At 36.0% G+C, this 22,407-nt stretch carries 21 protein-coding genes; 12 read left to right on the top strand and 9 right to left on the bottom strand.

What is annotated here, in order from left to right; translation table 11 throughout:
* The first annotated feature begins 95 nt into the window (after positions 1-95).
* Together pmrA and pmrB are read left to right on the top strand one after the other, a co-directional pair.
* Positions 96-758: a two-component system response regulator PmrA gene (gene pmrA / locus GQ590_RS06085; RefSeq protein WP_160407243.1), complete on the top strand. Its 663-nt coding sequence runs from the start codon at positions 96-98 to the stop codon at positions 756-758.
* A gap of 33 nt (positions 759-791) precedes the next feature.
* Positions 792-1,895, top strand: a complete 1,104-nt coding sequence (pmrB, locus tag GQ590_RS06080) for a two-component system sensor histidine kinase PmrB (protein WP_160407240.1) — start codon at positions 792-794, stop codon at positions 1,893-1,895.
* On the opposite strand, the gene GQ590_RS06075 is transcribed toward pmrB, so the two are convergent.
* Positions 1,846-2,484 carry a YrbL family protein gene (locus tag GQ590_RS06075; protein ID WP_160407237.1) on the bottom strand — a complete coding sequence of 213 codons (639 nt, stop codon included), beginning with the start codon at positions 2,482-2,484 and terminating at the stop codon, positions 1,846-1,848. The two genes, pmrB and GQ590_RS06075, sit on opposite strands and share 50 nt — an antisense overlap.
* Before the next feature lie 274 nt (positions 2,485-2,758).
* Here GQ590_RS06075 and rplM point away from each other — a divergent pair, with 274 nt between their 5' ends.
* Together rplM and rpsI are read left to right on the top strand one after the other, a co-directional pair.
* Complete coding sequence (gene rplM / locus GQ590_RS06070) at positions 2,759-3,187, top strand: 50S ribosomal protein L13 (RefSeq protein ID WP_065566227.1); 429 nt, start codon at positions 2,759-2,761, stop codon at positions 3,185-3,187.
* An 11-nt stretch (positions 3,188-3,198) separates the two neighbouring features.
* Positions 3,199-3,591 (top strand): 30S ribosomal protein S9, encoded by a 393-nt coding sequence (gene rpsI, locus GQ590_RS06065; protein ID WP_034915459.1) that lies wholly within the window; start codon positions 3,199-3,201, stop codon positions 3,589-3,591.
* Positions 3,592-4,178: 587 nt separating this feature from the next.
* Here the strand turns inward: rpsI and GQ590_RS12665 are convergent.
* Complete coding sequence (locus tag GQ590_RS12665; protein ID WP_255471418.1) at positions 4,179-4,313, bottom strand: hypothetical protein; 135 nt, start codon at positions 4,311-4,313, stop codon at positions 4,179-4,181.
* A 604-nt stretch (positions 4,314-4,917) separates the two neighbouring features.
* Between GQ590_RS12665 and ltrA the strand changes: the two genes are divergently transcribed.
* From ltrA to glnE, 6 genes are all read left to right on the top strand, one after another.
* On the top strand, positions 4,918-6,585 hold the full coding sequence (gene ltrA, locus GQ590_RS06060) for a group II intron reverse transcriptase/maturase (protein ID WP_202112904.1): 1,668 nt from the start codon (positions 4,918-4,920) through the stop codon (positions 6,583-6,585).
* Between the two features lie 316 nt (positions 6,586-6,901).
* The gene (locus GQ590_RS06055; RefSeq protein WP_160407230.1) at positions 6,902-7,534 is read left to right on the top strand and encodes a glutathione S-transferase N-terminal domain-containing protein; all 633 of its coding nucleotides are present in this window, start codon (positions 6,902-6,904) and stop codon (positions 7,532-7,534) included.
* A gap of 49 nt (positions 7,535-7,583) precedes the next feature.
* Entirely contained in the window at positions 7,584-7,991 is a 408-nt protein-coding gene (locus GQ590_RS06050; protein ID WP_160407227.1) for a ClpXP protease specificity-enhancing factor, read from the top strand.
* Between the two features lie 89 nt (positions 7,992-8,080).
* A complete protein-coding gene (locus tag GQ590_RS06045) occupies positions 8,081-9,040 on the top strand; it encodes an inorganic triphosphatase (protein ID WP_160407224.1) in 960 nt (319 codons plus the stop codon).
* Positions 9,041-9,056: 16 nt separating this feature from the next.
* On the top strand, positions 9,057-10,046 hold the full coding sequence (locus tag GQ590_RS06040) for a hypothetical protein (RefSeq protein ID WP_160407222.1): 990 nt from the start codon (positions 9,057-9,059) through the stop codon (positions 10,044-10,046).
* A gap of 71 nt (positions 10,047-10,117) precedes the next feature.
* Positions 10,118-12,961, top strand: coding sequence for a bifunctional [glutamate--ammonia ligase]-adenylyl-L-tyrosine phosphorylase/[glutamate--ammonia-ligase] adenylyltransferase (glnE, locus tag GQ590_RS06035; RefSeq protein WP_160407218.1), 2,844 nt, complete (start codon positions 10,118-10,120; stop codon positions 12,959-12,961).
* A gap of 54 nt (positions 12,962-13,015) precedes the next feature.
* Here glnE and ttcA read toward each other — a convergent pair whose 3' ends face one another.
* Both ttcA and yeiP read right to left on the bottom strand, forming a co-directional pair.
* The gene (ttcA, locus tag GQ590_RS06030; RefSeq protein ID WP_160407215.1) at positions 13,016-13,912 is read right to left on the bottom strand and encodes a tRNA 2-thiocytidine(32) synthetase TtcA; all 897 of its coding nucleotides are present in this window, start codon (positions 13,910-13,912) and stop codon (positions 13,016-13,018) included.
* A 14-nt stretch (positions 13,913-13,926) separates the two neighbouring features.
* Entirely contained in the window at positions 13,927-14,499 is a 573-nt protein-coding gene (yeiP, locus tag GQ590_RS06025) for an elongation factor P-like protein YeiP (RefSeq protein WP_160407212.1), read from the bottom strand.
* Positions 14,500-14,615: 116 nt separating this feature from the next.
* On the opposite strand from yeiP, the gene GQ590_RS06020 reads away from it, so the two are divergent.
* The gene (locus GQ590_RS06020; RefSeq protein ID WP_160407209.1) at positions 14,616-14,882 is read left to right on the top strand and encodes a YkgJ family cysteine cluster protein; all 267 of its coding nucleotides are present in this window, start codon (positions 14,616-14,618) and stop codon (positions 14,880-14,882) included.
* Between the two features lie 209 nt (positions 14,883-15,091).
* Entirely contained in the window at positions 15,092-16,534 is a 1,443-nt protein-coding gene (locus GQ590_RS06015) for an amino acid permease (protein ID WP_237397818.1), read from the top strand.
* Between the two features lie 119 nt (positions 16,535-16,653).
* Here the strand turns inward: GQ590_RS06015 and infA are convergent, their stop codons facing one another.
* The 5 genes from infA to leuS all read right to left on the bottom strand — a co-directional run bounded on the left by infA (position 16,654) and on the right by leuS (position 21,872).
* The gene (gene infA, locus GQ590_RS06010; protein WP_025315083.1) at positions 16,654-16,872 is read right to left on the bottom strand and encodes a translation initiation factor IF-1; all 219 of its coding nucleotides are present in this window, start codon (positions 16,870-16,872) and stop codon (positions 16,654-16,656) included.
* A 228-nt stretch (positions 16,873-17,100) separates the two neighbouring features.
* A complete protein-coding gene (gene nadD, locus GQ590_RS06005) occupies positions 17,101-17,757 on the bottom strand; it encodes a nicotinate-nucleotide adenylyltransferase (RefSeq protein WP_160407202.1) in 657 nt (218 codons plus the stop codon).
* Positions 17,751-18,755 (bottom strand): DNA polymerase III subunit delta, encoded by a 1,005-nt coding sequence (holA, locus tag GQ590_RS06000; protein ID WP_160407199.1) that lies wholly within the window; start codon positions 18,753-18,755, stop codon positions 17,751-17,753. The genes nadD and holA overlap by 7 nt, the downstream gene beginning before the upstream one ends.
* Before the next feature lie 7 nt (positions 18,756-18,762).
* Entirely contained in the window at positions 18,763-19,254 is a 492-nt protein-coding gene (lptE, locus tag GQ590_RS05995; protein ID WP_160407196.1) for an LPS assembly lipoprotein LptE, read from the bottom strand.
* Positions 19,255-19,289: 35 nt separating this feature from the next.
* The gene (gene leuS / locus GQ590_RS05990) at positions 19,290-21,872 is read right to left on the bottom strand and encodes a leucine--tRNA ligase (protein WP_160407193.1); all 2,583 of its coding nucleotides are present in this window, start codon (positions 21,870-21,872) and stop codon (positions 19,290-19,292) included.
* Between the last annotated feature and the right edge of the window lie 535 nt (positions 21,873-22,407).

Raw genomic sequence — 22,407 nt, 5'->3', positions numbered from 1 at the left:
CGATTTAACTAAACTGTAGATATACAAAATAAAATATATAATAAACAGTTGCGCATTTTGAGTCGTTTTAACATCCACATTAAGGTTAATCATCAATGAAGATATTAATTGTCGAAGATGATAGTTTGCTACAAAAAGGACTATACGATGGCATAACATCAAGTGGTTATGTCTGTGAAATTGCTTCAAATGGTAAACAAGCGGAGGATTATATTCAATTTGGGCAATTTAGTTTAATTATTTTAGATTTAGGCTTACCAGATTGTGATGGGTTAGAATTGTTAATCCGTTGGCGAAAAAATCATATATCAACGCCAGTCTTAATTTTAACTGCCCGTGATACGATAGAAGATAGAGTCGAAGGGTTAGATAATGGTGCTGATGATTATTTAATTAAACCTTTTGCTTTAACCGAATTATTGGCCAGGGTAAGAGCATTAATTCGTCGAGATCAAGGTACGGCAAATAATATTATTAGTTATGGTTCTATTTCGATTGATATTAAACATCAAAACGTAATGCTTAATAATCAAGAAGTCGTATTGACCCCAAAAGAGTTTATTGTATTGTCAAGGTTAATGCTAAAAGCGGGTGAAAAGGTACACCGTGATTTATTACAAAATGATCTTTATGATTGGCAAAGTGATCCAAGTTCGAATGTTTTAGAAGTTTATATTCATGGATTGCGTAATAAATTAGGTAAAAATTTTATTCGTACAGTACGGGGGTATGGTTATCAACTTAATGATGAATGTTGATAAGTCGCTTAATTTAGATTAGACAATTAAACTATGATTTCAAAATCACTTAATGATATACGCCACAGCATTCGTTGGAACCTTTTCTTTACTTTAGGTTTTATTATGTTGTTTTGTCAGATTATTACCGTTCTTTGGTTATGGCATGAAAGTAAAGAACAAATTGATGCTTTGGTTAATTTAACCCTAAGTCAAAATAAAATTGATGAAGTTGTTGAACAAGAAGAGTTAGAAGCTATTTTTGTTTTATTTTGTTCTGCCTTTTCAATGATGCTAGTCACACTATTTTTAGCATACCAAGCTATCAAACGAATCACAAAACCACTCGAAATTCTAGAAAAAGATCTTAATCAACGGACCGAAGAAAATCTAAAACCTATTGAGCCAATCAGTAATATGGGGGAGATTAAATCGATTACATCAGTATTAAATAACCTTTTTGTTCGGTTGAATAATACATTATCTCAAGAACGCCTTTTTACAGCTGATGTAGCGCACGAAATGCGAACACCTTTAGCAGGTATTCGTTTGCATTTAGAATTATTAGAAAATAAACATAAGATTGATTGTCGCGAATTAATTAGTCGTATAGACCGTTTAGTTAATACTGTCGAACAACTATTAATGCTTGCACGAGCTAGTCAAAAATTTACAATTGGTAAATATCAACATATTAATTTTTATAATGATATTATGATCCCCCTGTCTGATGAACTAATAGAATTAACCTCAAAAAAACAGCAAGAACTTGATTGGTATATGGTTAATAAAGATCTTGTTTTTAATGGTGATGCGACTTTGATAAAACTATTAGTGCGTAATTTAGTTGAAAATAGCTATCGTTATAGTCCAAATAACACCAAAATTATGGTAAGTTGTTATCAAGATAAAAAAGACATCGTTATTGTGGTCGAAGATGAAGGCAATGGGATTGATGAATCTAAAAGTGAACAACTGACACAAGCTTTTTTTCGTATGGATCGTAAACATAATGGCATTGGGCTTGGCTTAAGTATTGTTAACCGTATAGCTAAGTTACATCATGGCCTATTTACTTTGAAAAATAGACCTGATATAGCGAAAGGGGCTATTGCACAATTTCGAATTCTTGATTCAGGTCGTCAACTAAATGAGTGATTAATTGGTTGTTGCTATTTTCTTTAATTATTGATATTAAAAAACGTTGCCAAGTTCGTTCAATTTTAGCTTTAGCAAAAAATGGAATGTAATTGGCAATCGGAATTAAGGTTGAGTTACCAATATTATCGATAATAACTAAACGGCTTTTTTCAGCACTTAAGTGTTGAAATAAAATATTTTTGCTTTTTATTGTCATTGTAATAATGCGGTCTTTTAATAAAGCTGATTTTAGCGTTTTTAACGCTAGCACTAAATCATCATAATATTGCTTAGTTAATTTTTTATCAGCGAGGTATTTTTCAAGCGGTATAGCTATTTCACCAGTATAATCTCGGATAAGTTCAAAAACATGACCTTTACCATTACTTGTTGAAACTGGGCCGTAATATTTTGCTAGTGCATCAAATGAAACATTTCGTCTAATTAGATGTTTATAATAGGAAATTTCTCGATTTGTTTCCTCTTCGGCGCCAATATTATAATTTACTTTGATACACTTACTTGGATCATTAGGATGATGATAACATTTTCGGTGCAATCCTCTGCTAATATAATCTTCTTTTGAAAGTTGAATTGTATTGCTCATTTATTCAAATATTTTGTTATTCAATATTATTTTTAGTTTATCAGTAAGCGTTCATTATCGCTATGATTTTTTATTTTTTGCTCTAGCGCTTTCGTATTATTTCTGTATAATATCGCAACCCACGTTACGACAATGTTTTTCCCGACGTTGTTTGCAATTATCAATATTAATATAACCACTCGAAGGGGTAAGTTAATTAGTAGAGATAATAAAAAGTGTAAATAAATCATATGATTTATTAACGTGTGATTAATTAAAAATTGGATAATTACGAATGAGTACTTTTTCAGCTAAACCAGAAACAGTAAAACGCGACTGGTATGTTGTTGATGCAGCAGGTAAAACGTTAGGTCGTTTAGCTACTGAAATCGCAAGCCGTTTGCGTGGTAAACACAAAGCAGAATATACACCACATGTTGATACAGGTGATTATATTATCGTTATCAATGCAGAAAAAGTTGCTGTAACAGGCAAAAAACGCACTGATAAGATCTATTATCGTCATACTGGCTACATCGGTGGACTTAAAGAAGCGACTTTTAAAGAAATGATTGAACGTCATCCTGAACAAGTCATCGAAATTGCTGTAAAAGGCATGTTACCGAAAGGTCCTCTTGGTCGTGCAATGTACCGTAAACTTAAAGTTTATGCTGGTAATGAGCACAATCATGCGGCACAACAACCGCAAGTATTAGATATTTAAGGGGATAAAAGATGGCTGATAATCAATATTACGGTACAGGTCGCCGCAAAAGTTCTGCTGCTCGTGTATTTATCAAACCAGGTAGTGGTAACATTGTTATTAACAAACGTTCATTAGAGCAATACTTTGGTCGTGATACAGCTCGTATGGTTGTTATGCAACCATTAGAGTTAGTTGAAATGACTGACAAACTTGATCTTTACATCACAGTTAAAGGTGGTGGTATTTCAGGTCAAGCTGGTGCGATTCGTCACGGTATTACTCGGGCATTAATGGAGTATGACGAAACTTTACGCTCTGCATTACGTCAAGCAGGTTTTGTTACTCGCGATGCACGTCAAGTTGAACGTAAAAAAGTGGGTCTACGCAAAGCTCGTCGTCGTCCACAATTCAGCAAACGATAGGTGCGACAAGGGTCGTGCTTACCACACCTAACTTATTGATTTTTATCAATATTTTAGGTGGGTACTTAGGGGCAAAAGCCCTAAGTGTCTCTACACAGTATCTAAGTAGGACATTATATATAGTGTCCGAAAGGATACTGTGTATATAACCCTCCAAAGGTACAGTTGGTAATATAATCCAGTTGAGATACCTCAACTATTATAGAGAACTAACTCTCTTTTAACAATTCAATTTAAACACATCTGATAAATTCTGGTACTTTCCAACAGGATGCAATAGATATTATTGTAATCGTAAAAGGAGAGGAGAGAATTCCAATCAGCATATGGTTTAAGCTGAAATTGATGAAGTGTGTGTAGTGATAAGTGCAAAAGCTGTTATTATCATTGTTGAATCAGGATTGTAGTAACATTATACAAGAATGAGAGTTCAATCTGTTATATGGCTAACAGTAGTCTAGGGATAGTGCGAGACTGGTAACGGTCTGGTGCGGAGCTTCCTGACAATGTACCCCCTTGAGGAATAGCAAGGTTGATGCGTACCGTGAGGTAACATTAAGTAATGGCAAGTAGTATGCCATGAGGGGCTAGACTGGGTAGAAAGATGAACGTAAGTGAATAGATGATAAACGTCGTAATGCTGAAAAAGCCAAAACTACTGATAGGCTTTGACCAAAAGGTAATATAGTCGGATATTCCTGTTTATCGTGGGAATACGTCATCAATAAGACTATCGGCGAAAAGTCTACATCTTAACTACTCGTGTGATAATAATGGAACTTGGTAAGCCTGTACGTTTGCCGTCCACAATTCAGCTATCGTATTATATAGAGCGCAAAGATTGAGGTCGGCAGGCAAAGCGTAAGTGATGCTGTTAAGCGTGCAGGTAAGGGAGGTTAGAGAAAGCGAATGATTGACTGTAATGGTCGATATAGGGTATGAAACATGACCCAACTCGAAAGGGTGCAGACTTCTAACTGGTCTTTCGTCGCAAGAGGATAGGCTAATCCTTTGGTGGGTAATTTCCAATGGAATTATTTTAGGCGAGGGATGAGCTAGCGAATGCTGAGCAGTTGTGGATTATCGGGAAAATAGTCCACCTGCGAACACTCGCTAAGCTCAAAACTCAATCATTAACCGTGTTACAAAGTGGTAGATTATTTGATTAACTGAATAACTGCCACCTGTAGCGTGGGTAGTTACGTTGGCGGTTATTCATATCAAATCAAGTATTTCTGCTACTTCTTGTATCAAGAGGTAAGTATGAAAGAGCAAAATCATGATAGCAAAAAAGCAGTTCGTGGTCTAGCTCCAGCGACCTCTGACATGGCGAGACAGTGGCACAGTATAGACTGGGTCAAAGTCATAAGACATGTTAAAGGATTGCAGAGTCGGATTGCGAAAGCGACACTTGAAAGTGATTGGCGCAAGGTTAAACGCTTGCAAAGATTATTGACACGCTCAACTTATGCTAAGCAATTAGCGGTAAGGAGAGTGACTGAAAATCGGGGTAAAAGGACGGCAGGTGTTGACAAGGTAACTTGGAGCACGGCTGAGGCAAAATGGAACGCGATTGCAACGCTCACAAACAAGGGATATAAACCACAACCATTAAGGCGGGTGTATATTCCTAAGTCGGATGGGAAGAAACGCCCTTTGGGTATTCCTACCATAAAAGACAGGGCAATGCAAGCACTCTATCTATTTGCCCTACAGCCTGTCTCGGAAACGACAGCGGACAAAGGCTCGTACGGTTTTCGCATTAACCGCTCAACGGCAGATGCGATAACCCATATTCACACAATATTCTCGCGCAAGGGACGGAAAACGAACCAACCTGCGCAATGGGTATTAGAGGCGGATATCAAGGGCTGTTTTGACCACATTAGCCATGAATGGTTAATTAAGAATATTCCGATGAATAAGCGGATGTTAACAAAGTGGTTAAAATCGGGTGTAGTGGACATGGGACAGGTAAAAGCAACGGAGGCGGGAACACCTCAAGGGGGAATAATCTCGCCGACACTGGCTAACATGGCGTTGGATGGCTTGGAGAAAGAGCTAGCTAATCACTTTGGTGAGAAAGCGAGCAAGAAAATCAGGCAACATAAGACGTACATGGTGAGGTATGCGGATGACTTTGTGATTTCGGGGATTTCAAAGGAATTACTGGAGGAAAAGGTCATCCCTGTGGTTAAGGCATTCCTCAAAGAGAGGGGATTAACACTCTCGGAGAAGAAGACGAAAATAACGCATATCAAGCAGGGTTTTGACTTTTTAGGTTGGAGCGTGAGACAGTTTAACAACAAGCTTATCATCAAGCCGAGCAAAAAGAATGTGAAAGCATTCTATGGCAAGGTGAGAGATAAGATTAAAAAGTTAAGCATGGTTAAACAAGAAGATTTAATAAAGAAACTAAACCCAATGATAAGGGGATGGGCTAACTATCACCGAAGTCAGGCAGCCAGTCAAGCTTATGGGCGAATGGATGCATTAATATGGCGCGCGCTTTGGAATTGGAGCAAAAGAAGACATACAAAAAAGGGTAAACGTTGGATTAAAGAGAAATACTTTAAAACGACGGTAACTCGGGTATGGACCTTTGGCGCGATGATAAAAGACCGCCATGGTATGGATAAATGGGTTGAATTATTGCAATGTAGCAAGACGGCAATCAAACGACATATCAAGGTAAAATCGGATTATAATCCATTTTTACCCGAATGGGAATTATACGGAGAAACATTACACCAGAAGCGGATGTATGAGGAATTCTCACACAGACACAAATGGCAAATGTTGTATAAAACACAAAAAGGTCGTTGTGGTTTATGTCAACTCCCAATCACAAAAGAGACGGGGTGGCATGACCATCATATTATCTACAAAATGCACGGAGGGGCGGATACGCTCAAAAATAGGGTATTACTTCATCCTATTTGCCATAAAAAAGTCCATGCACTGAAATTGGAGGTAGTGAAACTGGCTTACTAAAGTCAATTGAAAGGCTTGAGCTGTATGCGGAGAAATTCGCTCGTACAGTTCTTAGGGGGCGGCGGCACAGTAATGTGTCGTTGCTACCCGACTTAAGTTCAATATTACGAATTTGTTTCAAAAACCCAGGTTTATCTGGGTTTTTTTATTTTAAATTTTTATACTAAAACGCAGGTTTTCCTGAAAGTTTTTTACAAAACTGTATTTTTAATGAAAAGAATGTAAGAAAATTCATTTTTTTTAACAAATTTGTTATTCAATTTGTTAGAATAGTGACTAGTGAGAATTATTTTAATTTTATACATTTGGAGTGAATATGGTTGTTGCTGTTAATAAACGTTCTGTGATGACATTATTTTGTGATACAACAGATATTTACGGGCATCAGATTCGTTTTGTTCTGGCAGAAAAAGGAGTAACTGCTGAGATAGAATTTGTAACGGCGGATAATCTACCTCAGGAATTATTGGATCTTAATCCTTATGGTTCAATTCCAACATTAATTGACCGCGATCTAACGCTATATGAACCACATATTGCGTTAGAGTATCTTGATGAACGTTTTCCTCATCCACCTTTAATGCCCGTTTATCCAATTGTTCGTGCTAATTCACGATTAACAATGTATCGCATTAAAAAAGAGTGGTATAGTGCTTATGAAACAATTATTGGTAACCCTAATAGTGATGAAGCTAAAATAGCACGAAAGAATCTTGTTGATGATTTAGTTTCAATTTCAGTTATGTTTAAAGAAAAAGACTATTTTATGAGTGATGACTTCACATTATGTGATTGTTATTTTGCCCCATTGCTTTGGCGCTTACCATTACTTGGCATTGAATTACCCAAAGTGGCTGAAAAGAATTATTTAGTTTATATGTCACGAATTTTTGAACGTCCTGCTTTTGTTAATTCATTAACCGAAGAAGAAAAAAGAATAAGAACATAATTCACTAAATTTATTTTCATTTACAATAACCTTAAACAAGGTAATCTTAATGGAATTTGAACAAATGTCCCCACGTCGCCCTTATATATTTAGGGCTTTTTATGATTGGATTTTAGATAATGAATTGACGCCTTATATTGTAGTTAATACATCAATATATGGCGTATTAGTACCGCAAGAATTTATCCAAAATAATCAAATAGTATTAAATATTTCCCCGCAGTCAGTTGGGCAATATTTAGCAAATAATGAACAAATCGAGTTTAATGCTCGCTTTTCTGGCGTACCTCAGCATATTGTTGTTCCAATGGCGGCAATTGAAGCAATTTATGCTCGTGAAAATGGTGTCGGTATGGGATTTGAAGACGAGCCTCAATATCAAGCACGGCGTGAGTCTTTATCTCAACAACCTGAACAATCTAAACCCAAATCTAATCCATTTCGAGTTGTTAAATAATTTTTAATATTGTTAATTAATGGTGATTGGTTGTGATGTATAAAATAAAGTCATGGTTGGTTATATTAAAAATAACAAAAAATAGCTGAATGAGTAACGAAATCGAATTAAAATTTGAAATCAATACTGGTGATATTGCCAGTTTAAAATATTATTTAGATCAATGGGCTGATTGTGACGAGGCCGAGTTTTCGGCATCGTTAGCATTATCATCAACAAAACGCAGTGTTAGCAAACAAAACTTGACCAATACTTATTACGATACTAGTGATTATTACTTGCGTAATCATGGTTGTGGGCTGCGTGTAAGAGGGTGTGATGATTATTTAGCAAAACGTTTTGAAATCACATTAAAACGTGACAAAAAATCGATTGCGGGGTTGCATGAGCGTGCTGAATTTAATGTCGATTTGCCAGATTCTGTTCCTGATTTAACCGTATTACCTTACCATGCTCTGCCAAATGACTGTGATATTACTGAGCTACAACGGAATTTACAGCCTTTGTTTACCACTAATTTTGAGCGGCAAGCGTGGTTAATTTCGTTTGCAAGTAGTGAAATTGAGGTTGCGTTAGATCAAGGGCAAATTAGTTCAAATAATCAATCTATCCCCATTAAAGAAGTTGAACTTGAAATCAAGCAAGGCAATAAACACGATTTACTTAATTTTGCTATTGAGCTAAGTCGATTTAATTTACATCTGTTTTCACAAAGCAAAGCTTCTAGAGGGTATCGATTACTGAATAATTTGGCACCTAAAAAGTGCGATTATGCGCTTTCAAGCCAATGTGATTTGCCTAAATTACTCAAGTTTTGGCAACAAAACGAAGAATATGCGTTAGAAGTGAATGATTTAGCATACTACAAGCAAACTTTAAATCAGGTAAATGATCAGTTAACCAATAAACCGCTTTCTAACGAGATAGAGTTTGCTCAATGGCAAGCGGCATTGTTGGTTATTAATTCTGTAAAAGAATTTGCGTTTAGTGAGATAAATACGAAGCTAAAACTAATGTTAATTATTGCAATAAATAAAACTAATATATAAATATAAGAATATAGAGATGAAAAAGTCATTTTTTAAATTACCTTTATTATTAGTTTTATTTTATTGGATATTTAATATTGTTTTTGTTATTACTTACAGTGTTGGATTTGATGAGTATTTTTTTATATCGTCAGATATGACAACCTATCAGATTAGCAGAAAATTTATTAAGCGAATATTACTCAACTTCTTTTTACAGTTGCCTAGTTCACTTGTACTATTTATTACTTCCGTATTGATATTGAACAAATATGCTATTAATCAAATCAATCAAAAAAATATTGTCAATAGTTTATTTATTGTCGCATTAATTACATTAGGCGATATTGTTGGTCGATTGTATTGCTACACCTATATTTATGAGTGTATGCAGTTTGGACGACAATATTTAAATCCCAATATATATTTCTTTTTACTTAATAATATAACTAATTTTTTAAAGATAGCCATAAGTTATTTTTTTATAATATTGTTAACTTACCTTGGCATCAAATTGTTTAATAAAAGTTATACTCATAACGATAATGCATTAACTCAAAAAGAGAGCCAACAACTACATTTAGGTTTATTTATAGTACTTTATAATTGCTGCTTTCTTACTACATTATTTGCGCTAATTTTTTTAGATAAAGATATGTATTACAGTTTTAAAAATATCATTATTAATATAGTTGGTTTAACTGTATTTTTATCAATTGTTAATTTATTCGGTTATTTTTTATTAAGACGATGTTTTACTGGTGTAACAGAAACCTTAGCCTTAAGAAGACTCATTTTTAGTTCAATGGGCATTTTTATATTAAATTGCCTATTATTGAGCGGATTGATAATGTTTAATGTTTTATTAGCACGTTATTTAAACTATTTGAGCAAAATAAGCGAGTTAAAAATAGTAATTATTTGGTTTGTGATGGCAGTAATTTTATTTATTTCAAGCTGTGTATTGGTGAGAATAGCAGTTAAACTACTATTTGGTAAAATGGATAAAAATCATCAAAGTATTTAAGTTTAAATGTAATTATTTATTAGCGATCACTGATTTTTATTCTTGTAAATGAATTCTAAGAGAGCTTGCCTATGTCAGAATTTAACTCGTCGTTTTCTTCTTTGTTTGAGCAACAAAAACAAAAAGTCACCCTTCAACTTAATCAATGCGATTTAACTAAAGTACAAGCTCACCTTGATATCTTGGTACAAAGTGACTTTTTGGTCGATGCGTTTTGTCGATTCCCTAATTGGTTTGCCGACATAATACAAAACCCACCGCAAGCCGATGAACGGCAATTTTATCAATCTTGGCTAGATGCACAATTAACAGATGTGACCGATGAAGCTATTTTTATGAAAACGCTCAGGCTGTTTCGGCATTTTATGCTAGTGCGCCTTGAGTGGTCGCAATTGGCGAAAATAAGTCATGATGAGCAGATTTTATTGCAATTGACCGAATTGGCTGAGGTGATTATTGTTACCGCTCGTAATTGGCTTTATGAGCTTAGTTGCAAAGAGTGGGGAACACCTTGTAATGCTCAAGGCCAGGCGCAGCCACTGCTGATTTTAGGTATGGGTAAATTGGGCGGTGGGGAGCTGAACTTTTCGTCCGATATTGATTTGATTTTTACTTATCCAGAACATGGGCAAACAAAAGGTGGGCGGCGAGAATTAGATAATGCTGTCTTTTTTACTCGATTAGGCCAACGCTTAATTAAAGCACTCGATCAAATTACTGAAGATGGTTTTGTGTATCGGGTGGATATGCGTTTGCGCCCGCTTGGCGATGGGGGGCCTTTAGTTTTGAGCTTTTCTTCTATGGAAGATTATTATCAAGAGCAAGGTCGAGATTGGGAACGCTATGCTATGGTTAAAGCCAAAGTTCTTGGTGATCAACATGCTCCTTATGTAGGCGAACTGTATCAAATGTTGAAGCCTTTTGTTTATCGTCGCTATATTGATTTTAGTGTTTTACAATCATTGCGTAATATGAAAAGCATGATTGAACGTGAAGTGCGTCGCCGTGGTTTAAAAAATAATATCAAGCTTGGTGCTGGCGGGATTCGTGAAATAGAGTTTATTGTACAAGTTTTTCAGCTAATTCGTGGTGGGCGTGTGGTGGGGTTGCAAACTCGTTCGCTATTAAATGCGCTTAATGTGATTGAACAAGAATCGCTACTTGCACCGAATGAAGTATCGTTATTACGAGAAAATTACCTATTTTTACGCCGTTGTGAAAACCTTCTACAAGCTATTGCTGACGAACAGACTCAAACCTTACCAGATAATGCACTGGATCAAGCTCGTTTAGCAACAAGCATGGGCTTTAATCATTGGCATGATTTTGAACAAGCGTTATCAGTACGAATGCAACATAATCGCCAAATTTTTAATGAACTTATTGGCGAAAACGAATCAGAATCTACTTCAACAACCAAGTCTTATAATGACCAATTTGATGATCTTTGGGTGCCAGATCTCCAAATTAGTGATGTCAGCGCAGTGTTACCCAATTATTCAGAAACACAAATCGCACAGATCCATGAAATGCTAATACAATTTCGTGATGATATTGGTAAACGTACAATTGGTGTGCGGGGGCGTGAAATACTCGATCAATTAATGCCACGCTTATTAGAGTCTATCTGTAGTGAAAAGCAACTAACAATCGTGTTATCAAGAGTTTTGCCGTTACTTGTTAATATTGTTAGTCGTACCACTTATTTAGAACTATTACTTGAATATCCAACCGCTTTGAAGCAATTAATTCGTCTATGTAGTGCTTCACCAATGATTAGTGATCAACTTGCTCATTACCCTATATTGTTAGATGAGCTTATTGATATCAATTCGCTTTATCAGACTGTTGCCCCAAATGAATATAAAAGTCAGCTTTATCAATATTTATTGCGTATTGAAATGGATGATGAAGAACAACAACTTGAAGCTTTACGTCAATTTAAACAAATGCAATTACTGCATATTGCCGCAGCCGATGTTGAGCATGTGTTAACGACTATGAAGGTTAGCGATCATCTAACCTATGTGGCCGAATCTTTGTTAGATTTTGTTGTTCAAATGGCATGGAATCAAATGGTTGCTCGCTATGGTAAGCCTGAGCATTTGGCTGATAATTATAAAGGCTTGGCGGTAATTGCTTATGGTAAATTAGGCGGTTGGGAACTGGGTTATGGTTCGGATCTCGATCTGGTTTTTTTACATGATTGTCCGGTTAATAGCGTCACCGATGGTGACAAGCAGATCGATAGCCGTCAATTTTATTTGCGCCTTGTACAACGTATTATTCATTTATTTAATGTGCGTACTAGCTTTGGTATTTTATATGAAGTTGATGTAAGACTTCGTCCTCAAGGCGATGCGGGGCTTCTTGCTTGTAGTTTAGATGCGTTCGAAGATTACCAAATAAATGAAGCTTGGACATGGGAACATCAAGCTTTAGTACGAGCCAGAGCCGTATATGGTGAGACCGAATTAATCGATCGTTTTAATCAAATTCGCCATAATGTACTTTGTAAAAAGCGTGATGAAGTTGTATTAAAAAAAGAAGTGCGTGAAATGCGTGAAAAAATGCGCTCACATTTAGGTAGCACTCAAGATAACTCATTCAATTTAAAAATTGATGAGGGTGGAATTGGTGATATTGAATTTTTATCACAATATTTGGTGCTTAATTATGCTTACCTGCATCCCCAAATGACAAAATGGAGTGATAATGTTCGTATTTTAGAGCTAGCAACAAATTATCAAATTATCGATAGTCACGAAGCACAGCAACTAACGCAAGCTTATATTGATATGCGTAATAAAATCCATCAACTTGCGTTGCAATTATTACCAAGTACGGTGGATAGTGCGCAGTTTAAGCAAGAAACAGAAATAGTTAATCAAAGTTGGCAAAAGTGGCTGAAATAATAGTATTAAAAAACGCCGACTAGAACGGCGTTTTTAATATTTTAACTGGCTTAATTATTTAACTTCTTTCCATAAAATCAAATCTTGATCTTCAAGATCTGAACGATCAAAGCCTACAATCGGTTTGATATCTTCACGGTCAAAAGCGATATCACCGCCATTCACGGCAAGATCACCTTTTTTAATGCCTTTAAAATCAAACAAATTAGTATCACAAAGATGGGATAAGGTAATGTTTTGTGTGGCACGGAACATAGTTTCAATTCGACCAGGGAATTTTTTATCCCATTCATTTAGCATCTCTTTTATTATTTGCCTTTGTAAGTTGGGTTGCGAACCACAAAGGTTACACGGAATTATTGGGAATTGCTTAATTTCGGCATATTTAGCAATGTCCTTTTCTTTACAATAAGCTAGTGGGCGGATAATGATATGTTCGCCCGAATCATTCATTAATTTAGGTGGCATTGCTTTGAGTTTGCCACCATAAAACATGTTTAAAAAGAGCGTTTCTAAAATATCATCACGATGATGTCCAAGGGCTATTTTAGTTGCGCCAAGTTCGGTGGCTGTGCGATATAAAATGCCTCGGCGTAGTCGTGAGCAAAGTGAGCAAGTTGTTTTTCCTTCAGGAATTTTATCTTTGACAATGCCGTAGGTATTTTCTTGCACGATTTTATATTCAATGCCTAACGAATTTAGGTATTCAGGCAATACATGTTCAGGAAATCCCGGTTGTTTTTGATCTAAATTAACCGCTATTAGCTCAAAATGTACTGGTGCGCTGATTTTTAAGTTAATAAGAATATCAAGCAAAGTATAACTATCTTTACCGCCAGACAAGCAAACCATAATACGATCGCCTTCTTCGATCATATTAAAGTCAGCGATTGCCTCGCCAGTTAAGCGACGCAATCGTTTATGTAGTTTATTTTGATTATATGTATTCATCACAATTTTATTGGTTATTCGGCACGGCTCATGTAACGACGTTCAGCAATATGAACTTTAACTTTTTCGTGGTTATCAATATATTCAGGAACCTGAATAACAAGCCCCGTTGACAAGGTGGCCGGCTTAGTTCGTGCACTTGCTGAAGCGCCTTTAATACTTGGTGAGGTTTCAATAATTTCTAGATCAACGGTTTGTGGTAATTCTAATGCAATTACTTCATCATCAGCCATTAACACTTGTATTCCATCCATTCCTCCTTCTGGAATAAATAAGAGTTCTTCTTCAATTTGTTCTTTTTTAAAGATAAATGGTGTGTAGTCCTCGTTATCCATAAACACATATTCGTCACCATCAATATACGAAAAACTAACAGGACGGCGTGATAGTTCAATCGTATCGAGAATGTCATCGCCCTTAAAGCGTTCTTCCACTTTGCCACCATTTTTGACATCGGTAAAACGCATTTTATAAAGCGTGCTAGCTCCCCGTGCGCTTGGGCTTTGTACATCGATGTCTTTAACTAATAATAATTTGCCATTATAAGTAACAGCATCGCCACGTTTTATCTCATTTGCTTTAGCCATAATATTTATTCTTCACAATTAATAAAAAGGTTAAAAAATTAGCTCGCTATTTTACCGCTAACTTGCTATTGTCACCATCAAAATTTATTTGTTATCTTTAAAATAAAAGAAATATCATGACAAATTCCGCAATATGTCGAAAAAACTGTGGTGCTTGCTGTATTGCTCCTTCAATTTCATCGCCTATTCCAGGTATGCCTAAAGGGAAGGCTGCAGGTGTGGCTTGTATTCATTTAGATAATAATTATCAATGCAAATTATTTTTGCACTCATCAAGACCCGCAGTATGTGGTCATTTAAAACCTTGCATTGAAATGTGTGGTAATAATCAAGCGCAAGCATTGAATTATTTAACTCAATTAGAACAGTTAACTAAAGGCTAGATATTGTTTAAATTTAACAAATCAATTCAATTATTAGAATTATTTATCTCGCACGATATTTTTTTTGATAAACTTCTCGCACTTTATTAGAAAATGATAAATATAAATAATTTTAAGTTCGATTTTTGATTATTAATTGCTTTATAAGCATATCAAATAATTGACTAATTTATTATCAATCTTAATCCCTTTAGATAGAAGAAATGATTATGAAAAATAAATTAAAACGAGATTTAAAAGCACGTCATTTAGCAATGATTGCTATTGGCGGCTCAATTGGTACGGGGCTATTTGTTGCATCTGGTGCAACAATTGCACAGGCAGGTCCTGGCGGTGCGTTACTTTCGTACGCCATTATTGGTGTAATGGTATATTTTTTAATGACGAGTTTGGGCGAGCTAGCGGCTTATTTACCTGTTTCAGGCACCTTTGCTACTTATGGCGCACGTTATGTTGATGAAGCTTTTGGTTTTGCAATCGGTTGGAATTATTGGTACAACTGGGCAATTACCGTTGCTGTAGACTTAGTGGCTGCTCAGTTAGTTATCTCTTATTGGTTTAATGCTGGGCCTTACAGTTGGTTATGGAGCTTACTGTTTTTAAGCATTATCTTCTGCTTGAACTATATTTCAGTTAAAGGTTTTGGTGAAGCAGAATTTTGGTTTTCATTAATTAAAGTTGTCACGGTTATTGTTTTTATTGTGGTTGGTTTATTAATGATTATTGGCATTTTTCGAGGCGTCGAAGGAACGGGTTGGGAAAATTGGACTATTGAGAAAGCGCCTTTTGCAGGCGGCTTTTCAGCAATGATTGGTGTGGCAATGGTGGTTGGATTTTCATTTCAAGGCACGGAACTAATTGGTATTGCCGCGGGGGAATCAAAAGATCCAGAAAAAAACATACCAAAAGCTATGCGTCAAGTGTTCTGGCGAATACTACTGTTTTATATCCTTGCGATTTTTGTTATCAGCTTGATTATTCCTTATACTGATCCTAACTTACTGCGTAATAACGAAACCGATATTAGCGTAAGTCCGTTTACCTTAGTATTCCGTAATGCGGGATTATTATCTGCGGCAGCATTTATGAATACAGTTATTTTAACATCGGTATTATCAGCAGGTAACTCAGGGCTCTATGCTTCAACGCGTATGCTCTATGCACTTGCCAAAGAAGGTAAAGCGCCTAAAATTTTTACTCGCTTGTCTTCTTCTGGCGTGCCACGCGTAGCGTTATTGGCAACAACATTTGTAGCGATGCTTTGTTTTTTAACTTCTCTGTACAAAGATCAGGTTGTTTATGTGTGGTTGCTTAATATGTCCGGTATGACGGGATTCATTGCTTGGCTTGGCATTGCTATCAGTCATTATCGTTTTAGAAAGGGCTATATAATGCAAGGTAATAATGTTAATCAATTACCATATTGTTCAAGTTTTTTTCCATTTGGTCCTATTTTTGCTTTTGTATTATGTTTAATTATTACACTTGGGCAAAATTATGAAGCCTTTTTACAAGACACCATTGATTGGAACGGCGTAATAGCAACCTATATTGGTATACCACTATTTTTGATGATATATTTGGGTTACAAAATCGTGAAAAAGACAAAATGGGTTAAATATGAACAGATGGACTTTTCTAAAGAAGACTGATTCATTTGCGTAGTCTAAATTCCCTATCTTTCCGTCGACTTGAGTCGACGGATTTTTTTATTAAAAAAGAGAAAAATAAACCGTTATATAACTTAAACTCGTTTATTTTGATAACGATATTAGCGACTACGGAAGATGATACGTGCTTTAGATAGATCGTAAGGTGTCATTTCAACAGTAACTTTATCGCCTGTTAGAATACGAATATAGTTTTTTCGCATCTTACCAGAAATATGTGCAGTAACGACATGACCATTTTCAAGTTCAACACGAAACATCGTGTTTGGAAGTGTATCAAGTATGGTACCTTGCATTTCAATGTTATCTTCTTTTGCCATTGGGGCCTCTTAATAATAAATACAAATTAAATATATTTAACTGACTCATCTACCTTATCACGCTAAACGCACAATAACAAAACAAGAATGATGCTTTTATATCATCTTACTAGTGTGTTATTTGCTAATTTAGCAAAGTTAAATATAAACACAAAAAAAACTGAATTTAAAATATATAAACACAGCGGCAAAATAATGCCGAAAAAACTGTCAGATGTAAAGTTCTTTCTACTTTTTCTTTGTGCCATAAAGCCCTTGTGTATGAATATACCGCCAAACTTTAGGTGGTAGCAAATTTTTACACCTTGCGACATTGTTGATATTTTGTCTGATTTCTGTAGCCGAAATATCCTCAAGCGGTGTCTGTGCCAAATAGATATAGCCATTTGGTGAATTGTGTAAATCTTTTATATCGTTGGTTTGATGCATATCAATCCATTGTTGCAGTTCAATATTATTGGTATGCTCTGTGTAGCCTGGTCTACGGCAAATGAGCAGATGACAATAATCAAGTAACGTTTGCCATTTATGCCAAGTTGGCAATCCTAGTAGTGAATCTTGCCCCATAATAAATGCTAGCGGTTTTTGGCTACCATTTTTGCATCGCCATGCTTGTAGGGTTTCAACAGTATAAGACGGGCGAGTTGATGCTTCGGATAAAATTTCGCTTACATCTAATAAAAATAAAGGCAAATCTTCAATAGCTAATGATAACATTGCTAAACGCTGCTCAATATTGGCCTCTGGTTGCGGTTTATGTGGGGGAATATGATTAGGCAACAGGCGAATTTGCTTTAAACCAACTTCATTCGCTAATGAAATAGCAGGGCGAAGGTGTCCATAATGGATCGGATCAAAAGTTCCGCCTAATAACGCAGTTAACATTTATCTAAACCCATAATTTGCATGGATAAACTAAATATAGCATCCCATATTTGCACTTGGTTATCATGCTTTAAACTAATTTCGATTTCAGTCAATTTTGCCAGTGAATTAAACAGGCTTGTAATATCACAACGATTTAGATAGTTTGTATAAATCGTTCTTTTATTTTGCCAAACTTTATACTCATCAAAGATTTGTTTGAATGATTTTTGTTGCAAGCCTTTTTTTAAGTTAATCAACAAAATGAGTTCTCGCTGAATAATCCGTAATAAAATTAAAGGTTCAAATTCATTCATTTTTAATTGCTGCAAAATATGAGTTGCTCGCTTAGCTTTATGAGCAACCATTGCATCAGTCCAATGAAAGGGGCTAAATATGGCCGAATCGTTAATATTGTTTTCAACTTGATCATAAGAAATATTTTGCTCTGGATACAACAATTTTAATTGTGCAATAACTTGTGTTAATGCTAGCAAATTCCCTTCATAATAGTAGCAAAGTAACTCAATTGCTTTTGGCTCAATGGTTATTTGTTGTTGCTGCAAATAATTTTTAATCCATTGTGATAATTGCAAGGTATCGGGGGGGGCACAATTAACCACGACTAATTTATCTGATAGCGCTTTATACCAAGTGGTATTTTCTTGTGACTTTGTAATTTTATTGAGCGTAATTATTAGCGCAATATCCGGTGTTAAAACCTCACTTAGCGTATTGAGTTTGGCGCTAATACCTGCATTTAATGCGCCATCACCAAAATCAAGCAAAATCAAAGTTTGGTTAGAAAACAGGTTCATCGCTTGACAACTATCTAAAATAGTTGCCCAGTCAGTTTGATTATCAATCACAAACGTAAGTTGCTCATCAAATCCCGCATGGGCAAAGGCCTTTCGCAACTCAGTTTGGACGTAATTTTGTAAATAAGGATCACTACCTAAAATTAAATAATAGGGTGATCCTAATTTATGGCTAATTTGGTCCGCATTAATTTTAATCATGACAACGTTAATTTACCGCATCAATCGATTTTAATTTACGAATAACTTGTTTAGCAGCTTGTTTAAACATTTCATTTTCAATTAAATCTTGTTCGACTGTTTTTGCTAATGCATCTGATGGATTATCAAAGAAAGTCCTAAATACTCGAACACTAATTGGGTATGTTTGTTGACCTGCAATAACAACTTGTGCTTCAACCGTTAACACTAATTGATATTCGGCCGCTTTACCATCTTGATAAATCGAAATGGTATTACGGCTTAGGTTTTCGCTTAACATCCTTAATGATGGCACTTTTTCAGTTGCATTATTCGTTAGTGTTACTTTGTTATCGTGTAATAGCTCTTTCATTTCACGAGATAGTCGCCCATAAGGATCATAACTTATATAAGACATCGTCTTAAATCGTGCAGGGACTTCTGCCTCATGTTGTAAGTGAAATCCACATCCTGTTAAGGATATTGCCAATAACATCAATAAAGCTAAATACTTTTTCATATCTATAACCGCCTAAATTTAGTTATCAAACAATATTAACCAACAACCAGATTTAACAGCTTGCCAGGAACGTAAATTACTTTACGGATAACAACATCGCTCAAGTATTTTTGAATATTCGGTTCTTGTTTTGCTTGGGACATAACAAAATCTTGATCCGCATTCGCAGGCACTGTAAATTTACCACGGACTTTACCGTTGATTTGCACAACAATAAGTTTTTCGTCCTCAACCATTGCTGCCTCGTCAGCAACAGGCCAAGTGGTGTCATCAATCGATTCGCTATAACCTAAAGCGTGCCACATCACAAAACAAGCGTGTGGCATCATTGGGTAAAGCAAACGAACAATTGCATTTAACGCCTCGTTCATTAGGGCACGATCTTGCTCGGTTTCTTGTGGCGCTTTTTGTAGGCGATTCATAAACTCCATGACAGCGGCAATAGCGGTATTAAACGTTTGGCGACGCCCAATATCATCACTTACTTTCGCAATCGTTTTATGTAATTCACGGCGTAACGCTTTTTGTTCACTATCCAAAGTTGTAACATCGAGTTTAGTCGTTTGACCTTTTTGCGTATGTTCATAAACTAAACGCCACACACGTTTAATAAATCGGTTAGCACCCTCAACGCCAGATTCTTGCCATTCTAATGTCATCTCAGCAGGGGACGCAAACATCATAAATAATCGAACGGTATCGGCACCATATTTTTCAACCATTTCTTGCGGATCAATACCATTATTTTTGGATTTTGACATTTTTGTCATACCGGCATGAACTAGCTCATTGCCATGACTATCGACAGCTTTAGCAATTCGTCCTTTATCATCGCGTTCAATGGTAACTTCAGTTGGCGACACCCAAATACGCTCATTGGTTGGGCTAGTGTAATAAAATGCATCGGCTAACACCATACCTTGGCATAGTAAACGTTTGGCCGGCTCATTTGACGATACCAAACCAAAATCACGCATTAATTTATGGAAAAATCTAAAATAAAGTAAATGCATAATGGCATGTTCAATACCACCTACATACTGGTCGACAGGTAACCAATAGTTTGCTGCTTTTTCGTCTAACATACCTTTATCATAATTTGGACAAGTGTAACGGGCGTAATACCAAGATGACTCCATAAAGGTATCAAAAGTATCCGTTTCACGCAAAGCAGGTTGACCGTTCACGGTTGTTTTTTCCCAATTAGGATCAGCTTTAATTGGACTTGTTATGCCGTTCATTTCAACATCTTCTGGCAAAATAACTGGCAATTGATCTTCTGGTGTTGGCATAGTTGTGCCATCTTCAAGCGTTACCATTGGAATTGGCGCACCCCAATAACGCTGGCGTGAAACGCCCCAATCGCGTAAACGGTAATTTACTTTACGTTGGCCAATGCCTAGTGCAATTAATTTATCGGCAACAGCATTGAAGGCTTGCTCAAAATCAAGACCATCAAACTCGCCTGAATTAAATAATTTTCCGTGCTCAGTATAAGCTTGCTGTGAAAGATCTGGCTCATTGCCGTCTTGCGTTAAAATAACAGGATTAATTGGTAAGTTATATTTTGAAGCAAACTCATAATCACGCTCATCATGCCCTGGTACAGCCATGACAGCACCTGTGCCATATTCAATTAACACAAAGTTAGCGATCCAAACTGGCACTTTTTTATTTGTTAAAGGGTGAATTGCATAAAATCCTGTTGCAATACCTTTCTTTTCCATCGTTGCCATATCTGCCTCGGCGGTTTTGGTATTTTTACATTCAGCAACGAATTCGGCAATTTTAGGATCGTTTTTTGCGGCTAATTGTGCAAGAGGGTGCTCTGCAGCAACTGACACAAAGCTAACACCCATTAATGTATCAGGACGAGTTGTATATACGCGTAACTTATCAGCATAATTTTCAACAGCAAAATCAAACTCAACGCCTTCAGAACGCCCAATCCAGTTACGTTGCATGGTTTTAACTTGCTCAGGCCAACTTTCTAACGAATCTAAATCGTTTAGCAATTCTTCAGCATAGTCTGTGATTTTAATAAACCATTGAGGGATCTCTTTGCGCTCAACTGGCGTGCTACAACGCCAACAGCAACCTTCAACGACCTGTTCGTTAGCAAGAACAGTTTGGTCGTTAGGACACCAGTTAACGGCCGAGGTTTTTTTATACACTAAGCCCTTTTCGTACAACTTAGTAAAGAACCATTGCTCCCACTTATAGTACTCAGAGCGACACGTTGTCACCTCACGATCCCAATCATAACCAAAACCTAATAGTTGTAATTGCTTTTTCATATAAGCAATATTTTCATAGGTCCATTTTGCTGGTGCAGTATTGTTTTTAACTGCAGCTCCTTCAGCAGGTAAACCAAACGCATCCCAACCAATTGGTTGCAGTACATTTTTACCATTTAAACGCTGATAACGTGAAATGGTATCGCCGATAGTATAATTACGCACATGACCAAGATGCAAACGCCCAGAAGGGTAAGGCAGCATCGATAAACAGTAGTATTTTTCTTTAGATGGATCTTCAGTAACGTGAAAGGTTTTATTTTCTTGCCAGTATTTTTGTACAGTGGCTTCAATTTCATCTGGGCGGTATTGTTCTTGCATGACGAGTTAATGTCCTATCTATTATTGCTAATAAAAATATGCTGCTAATTGTATTGTTTATTGACACGTTTTACAAACGATATGTGAAACATGATATTGATCTTTTACCATGATAAATGTAACTAACTTTAAAATAGTAAGGCTAAAAAGTAGACACCCCCCCATAATAAAAGTAATAAAAGTAATAAAAGATTTAATTATGAAATTATGACAAAGCACAAAATCGCTTGTTTTTGGAAGGGCGTTAATTCTGTTTTTTATGGGGATTTATAACAGTAATTTTTCAAATTACTGTAAACAACGCAAGGAATTTCTATAGTCTATTCATTATAAAAAAATAAACCTAAAGATAAATATTAAAATTATTTATAATTTAGGGCGTGTTGTTCTTTCGTGATTATTTTTTAGACGGCATGATATGAGTTATAATAATTCTGCAAAAAACAACCCTAACTCGATTCATCATGCCAAGAACAATGCTAACAGATAAACGGTGGGAAAAGCTACTACAAATAATGAAAAATACCGGCCGAGT

This window comes from Gilliamella sp. Lep-s35 (assembly GCF_009795845.1).
Taxonomy (GTDB): domain Bacteria; phylum Pseudomonadota; class Gammaproteobacteria; order Enterobacterales; family Orbaceae; genus Gilliamella.
This window is presented reverse-complemented; position numbering and strand designations above follow the sequence as displayed.

Bases quoted from the DNA above. Each gene is read 5' to 3' on its own strand.
- pmrA (WP_160407243.1), top strand. From the start codon at position 96: ATGAAGATATTAATTGTCGAAGATGATAGTTTGCTACAAAAAGGACTA.
- pmrB (WP_160407240.1), top strand. From the start codon at position 792: ATGATTTCAAAATCACTTAATGATATACGCCACAGCATTCGTTGGAAC.
- GQ590_RS06075 (WP_160407237.1), bottom strand. From the start codon at position 2,484: ATGAGCAATACAATTCAACTTTCAAAAGAAGATTATATTAGCAGAGGA.
- rplM (WP_065566227.1), top strand. From the start codon at position 2,759: ATGAGTACTTTTTCAGCTAAACCAGAAACAGTAAAACGCGACTGGTAT.
- rpsI (WP_034915459.1), top strand. From the start codon at position 3,199: ATGGCTGATAATCAATATTACGGTACAGGTCGCCGCAAAAGTTCTGCT.
- GQ590_RS12665 (WP_255471418.1), bottom strand. From the start codon at position 4,313: ATGACGTATTCCCACGATAAACAGGAATATCCGACTATATTACCTTTT.
- ltrA (WP_202112904.1), top strand. From the start codon at position 4,918: ATGGCGAGACAGTGGCACAGTATAGACTGGGTCAAAGTCATAAGACAT.
- GQ590_RS06055 (WP_160407230.1), top strand. From the start codon at position 6,902: ATGGTTGTTGCTGTTAATAAACGTTCTGTGATGACATTATTTTGTGAT.
- GQ590_RS06050 (WP_160407227.1), top strand. From the start codon at position 7,584: ATGGAATTTGAACAAATGTCCCCACGTCGCCCTTATATATTTAGGGCT.
- GQ590_RS06045 (WP_160407224.1), top strand. From the start codon at position 8,081: ATGAGTAACGAAATCGAATTAAAATTTGAAATCAATACTGGTGATATT.
- GQ590_RS06040 (WP_160407222.1), top strand. From the start codon at position 9,057: ATGAAAAAGTCATTTTTTAAATTACCTTTATTATTAGTTTTATTTTAT.
- glnE (WP_160407218.1), top strand. From the start codon at position 10,118: ATGTCAGAATTTAACTCGTCGTTTTCTTCTTTGTTTGAGCAACAAAAA.
- ttcA (WP_160407215.1), bottom strand. From the start codon at position 13,912: ATGAATACATATAATCAAAATAAACTACATAAACGATTGCGTCGCTTA.
- yeiP (WP_160407212.1), bottom strand. From the start codon at position 14,499: ATGGCTAAAGCAAATGAGATAAAACGTGGCGATGCTGTTACTTATAAT.
- GQ590_RS06020 (WP_160407209.1), top strand. From the start codon at position 14,616: ATGACAAATTCCGCAATATGTCGAAAAAACTGTGGTGCTTGCTGTATT.
- GQ590_RS06015 (WP_237397818.1), top strand. From the start codon at position 15,092: ATGAAAAATAAATTAAAACGAGATTTAAAAGCACGTCATTTAGCAATG.
- infA (WP_025315083.1), bottom strand. From the start codon at position 16,872: ATGGCAAAAGAAGATAACATTGAAATGCAAGGTACCATACTTGATACA.
- nadD (WP_160407202.1), bottom strand. From the start codon at position 17,757: ATGTTAACTGCGTTATTAGGCGGAACTTTTGATCCGATCCATTATGGA.
- holA (WP_160407199.1), bottom strand. From the start codon at position 18,755: ATGATTAAAATTAATGCGGACCAAATTAGCCATAAATTAGGATCACCC.
- lptE (WP_160407196.1), bottom strand. From the start codon at position 19,254: ATGAAAAAGTATTTAGCTTTATTGATGTTATTGGCAATATCCTTAACA.
- leuS (WP_160407193.1), bottom strand. From the start codon at position 21,872: ATGCAAGAACAATACCGCCCAGATGAAATTGAAGCCACTGTACAAAAA.